Source organism: Candidatus Rokuibacteriota bacterium, assembly GCA_030647435.1.
In the GTDB taxonomy this organism is placed as follows: domain Bacteria; phylum Methylomirabilota; class Methylomirabilia; order Rokubacteriales; family CSP1-6; genus AR37.
This window is the reverse complement of record JAUSJX010000084.1, coordinates 1-3,442: the sequence shown is the minus strand read 5'-3', so window position 1 is coordinate 3,442 and position 3,442 is coordinate 1. Positions and strand designations below refer to the sequence as shown.

Below are 3,442 nucleotides of genomic sequence, written 5' to 3'. Positions count from 1 at the left end.
TCATCCGCAAGCATCGGGTTGACGACGCGACGTTCAAGGCGCTCCGGACACGGCTCGGCGATGACGGACTCATCCAGCTCACGGGGGCGATCGGCTATTACAGCATGCTGTCGATGACGGTGAACGCCTGCGAGCTGGAAGCCGGCAAGGGCGCCGAGGTCCTGCAATGATCGTCGACGCGCAGGTCCACATCTGGGGGAGCGGCAAGCCGACGAATCCGAATCACCGGCAGGTCCCGAGCTTCACCAAGGACGAGCTGTTGAAGGAGATGGACGAGGCCGGCGTCGATGCCGCGGTGATCCATCCGCCGTCGTCCTGGGATCCCAATGCCAATGAGCTCGCCGTCGAGGCGGCGCGCCAGCATCCCAAGCGGCTCGCGATCCTCGGGAACTTCCCCCTCGACCGCCCTGAGAGCCGGTCCTTGATCGACGGCTGGAAGCAACGGCCGGGGATGCTCGGCCTGCGGTTCACGTTCCTGCAGCCGCACCAGAAATCCTGGCCGACGGACGGAACGATGGACCGGCTGTGGCCGGCCGCCGAGCGCGCCGGGCTGCCCATCGCGCTCCTCGCGGCGAGCTTCATGCCGCTCGTCGGCCAGATCGCGGAGCGACATCCGCGACTTAAGCTGATCATCGATCACCTCGGCAGGCCGTCGGGCAGCAAGGACGACGCGGCCTGGGCCTCGCTTCCGGACATGCTGGCGCTGGCCAAGCATCCGAACGTCGCGATCAAGGCCACGGGGGCGCCGAGCTACTCGAGCGAGCCCTATCCCTATCGCAATGTCCACGGCCACCTCCGCCGGATCTACGATGCCTTCGGGCCCGAGCGGATGTTCTGGGGCACCGACATCACGCGCATGCCGTGCTCGTGGCGGCAGTGCGTGACCATGTTCACGGAGGAGCTGCCGTGGCTGTCGGGCCGCGACAAGGAGCTCGTCATGGGACGGGCCGTCTGCGTGTGGCTCGACTGGAGGAGATGAGAATGGACATGCAGGCCGCGGTGTTCCGGAAGGTGAACCAGCCCCTGACCATCGAGTCGGTGCAGATCGACAAGCCCTGGGGTCGCGAGGTCCTCGTCCGCACGGCGGCCACGGGGGTGTGTCACAGCGACCTCCACGTCGTCGATGGCTTCGGACGGTTCCCCGTGGATCGACCCATCGTCCTGGGTCACGAAGGCGCGGGCGTCGTGGAGGCGGTGGGCGCCGACGTGACCACGGTACAACCCGGGGATCACGTGGTGGCCTGTCTCTCCGGCTTCTGCGGGAGCTGCGCGCAGTGCCTCGGCGGCCATCCGAACCTCTGCGTGGGCGGCGTCGTCACCCGCGCGGAGTCGGCGGCGCCGCGGCTCTCGCAGCAGGGCCGACCGCTACGACAATTCATCGGCATCTCGAGCTACGCCGAGCGAATGCTGCTCCACGAGAACTCGATCGTGAAGATCGACCCCGACCTGCCCCTCGACCGGGCTGCCCTCGTGGGGTGCGGCGTCCTCACCGGCGTGGGAGCCGCGCTTCGAACCTCGGGGCTCGAGGCCGGGCAGACCGTGGCCGTGTTCGGCTGTGGCGGCGTGGGGCTGGCGATCGTCCAAGGCGCCCGCATCGGCGGCGCGAGCCAGATCATCGGCATCGACGTGTTCGATTCGAAGCTGGAGATGGCGAAGAGGGTGGGCGCCACGCACGTCGTGAACAGCGCCAACGACGATCCCGTCAAGGCGGTCCGCGCACTTACGGGCGGGGCGGGGGTCGATCACGCCTTCGAGGCCGTGGGAAACTCGAAGCTCGTGCGGCAGGCCATCGAGAGCCTCGCCATCAGGGGCACGGCGACGATCGTCGGCGTTCTGCCCCCGGACGCGATGATCGAGTTCCCGTGGATGGCCATCCGGCCTGAATGCCGCGTGCAGACCTCTCGCATGGGCTCGAACCGATTCCGCGTCGACATTCCGCGCTACCTCGAGTTCTATCGCCAGGGGCGGCTCCTGCTCGACGAGATGGTTTCCCGTCGGGGACGGCTCGGCGACATCAACGAGGCCTTCCGGGCGATGAAGGCCGGGGAAGTCGCGCGGACCGTGCTGACCTTCGACTGATGAGCCGCTCGGGTCGGAAGAATAAAGGATGAAGCAGATCCTGTTCGATCGCTACGGGTCGCCGGAAGAGGTGGCGCGCTGCGCGGAGGTGCCGGATGTCGGCGTGCCCGGCGCGGGCGAGGTGGTCTTCGACGTCCTCGCCTTCCCGATCAACTCAGCCGACGTCTCGTTCTGCCGGGGCACCTACCGTCTCAAGCCGCCCCTGCCCGCCACTCCGGGGGCCGAGTGCATCGGCCGCGTCACGGCGGTGGGCGCCGGCGTGTCGCACGTCAAGCCGGGCGACCTGGTCATCAACCTGCAGCGCGAGAACTGGACCCAGAAGCGGCGCGTGAAAGGCGAGGACGTCATTCCCGTGCCCTCCCGCATGGACGTGCGGCAGGCGGCCATACTGCGCATCAACCCGCCCACGGCGCTCCTGCTCCTCACCGACATCGTCAAGCTGAAGCCGGGTGACTGGGTGATCCAGAACGTCGCCGACGCAGGGCCGTGGGGCACCTACTCATTCCCCCGGCTCGCGCGCGCGGCGTGAAGACCATGAACGTCGTGCGGCGCGACTCGCTCTTCGCCGAGCTCCGAGCGCTGGGTGCCGACGGGTGCGCCGTCGACGGTCCCGAGCTCGCCGAGACGGTGAAGGCGCAGACGGGCGGCGCCCCGGTCCGGCTCGGCCTCGACGCGGTCTCCGGCCGGGCGACGGCGCGGCTGTCGGCGTGTCTCGCCGAGGGTGGTGTCGTGTGCAACTACGGCTCGATGAGCATCCCGGCTCGCACACGACTGAGAACTTCTCACCGTGGCGTGCCTGTCCTTCGTCTGCACCGTTGGGACTACACGAGGCTCTCCGGAACCGATAGTTCGCCGCTGAGTTCACCCCGGGTGCCCGGCATCACCGTGCCCCGATTGTCGCGAACGGGTGGCCCTGCGTCGGCGTCTTCGCCGGGCGTGTCAATCAGGACTTGCGGGACGTCTGAGAAAAGAACGTGCTCAGCAACGGGCGAAGCGCCGTATTGCCGCACCGGGGGCATGCGACCTTCGCCTTGTTGTGCTCGCTGATTGAGAGGGTGACTCGTACGTCACGCTTGCACTTGTCACAGTGGTACTCGTAGACAGGCATGGCTGGCCCTCCCGTGGCTCCGAACTCGATGGATAATCCGACGACCTGTTCTGGACTGGCAACGCTACAGCACCTTGCATGCCACTGCTAGCCGCACTGCGCCATCGGAAGGCCGGCGGCCCATTGCTCGCCCTCCTCGTCGCTGCTGCTGCAGCGGATGCGGTGATTGAGTGATAGGCTGCAAGGCACTCAGGGGCAGTGTTGCCTGGGCGGTCCGGCGTGGGAAGCAAGTGCGGACCGGACAGGAGGATCCCC

At 67.8% G+C, this 3,442-nt stretch carries 3 protein-coding genes; all 3 read left to right on the top strand.

Going from position 1 to position 3,442, the window contains the following annotated elements:
* Window positions 1-166 precede the first annotated feature (166 nt).
* The 3 genes from Q7W02_15570 to Q7W02_15560 are packed head-to-tail and all read left to right on the top strand — an operon-like array spanning window position 167 to window position 2,608.
* On the top strand, window positions 167-979 hold the full coding sequence (locus tag Q7W02_15570; GenBank protein MDO8477582.1) for an amidohydrolase family protein: 813 nt from the start codon (window positions 167-169) through the stop codon (window positions 977-979).
* Between the two features lie 8 nt (window positions 980-987).
* Window positions 988-2,079 (top strand): Zn-dependent alcohol dehydrogenase, encoded by a 1,092-nt coding sequence (locus tag Q7W02_15565; protein ID MDO8477581.1) that lies wholly within the window; start codon window positions 988-990, stop codon window positions 2,077-2,079.
* A gap of 28 nt (window positions 2,080-2,107) precedes the next feature.
* Window positions 2,108-2,608 carry an alcohol dehydrogenase catalytic domain-containing protein gene (locus tag Q7W02_15560; protein MDO8477580.1) on the top strand — a complete coding sequence of 167 codons (501 nt, stop codon included), beginning with the start codon at window positions 2,108-2,110 and terminating at the stop codon, window positions 2,606-2,608.
* The last annotated feature ends 834 nt before the right edge of the window (window positions 2,609-3,442 follow it).

Coding starts and splice junctions, on each gene's coding strand:
- Q7W02_15565 (MDO8477581.1), top strand. CDS start 988: ATGCAGGCCGCGGTGTTCCGGAAGGTGAACCAGCCCCTGACCATCGAG.
- Q7W02_15570 (MDO8477582.1), top strand. CDS start 167: ATGATCGTCGACGCGCAGGTCCACATCTGGGGGAGCGGCAAGCCGACG.
- Q7W02_15560 (MDO8477580.1), top strand. CDS start 2,108: ATGAAGCAGATCCTGTTCGATCGCTACGGGTCGCCGGAAGAGGTGGCG.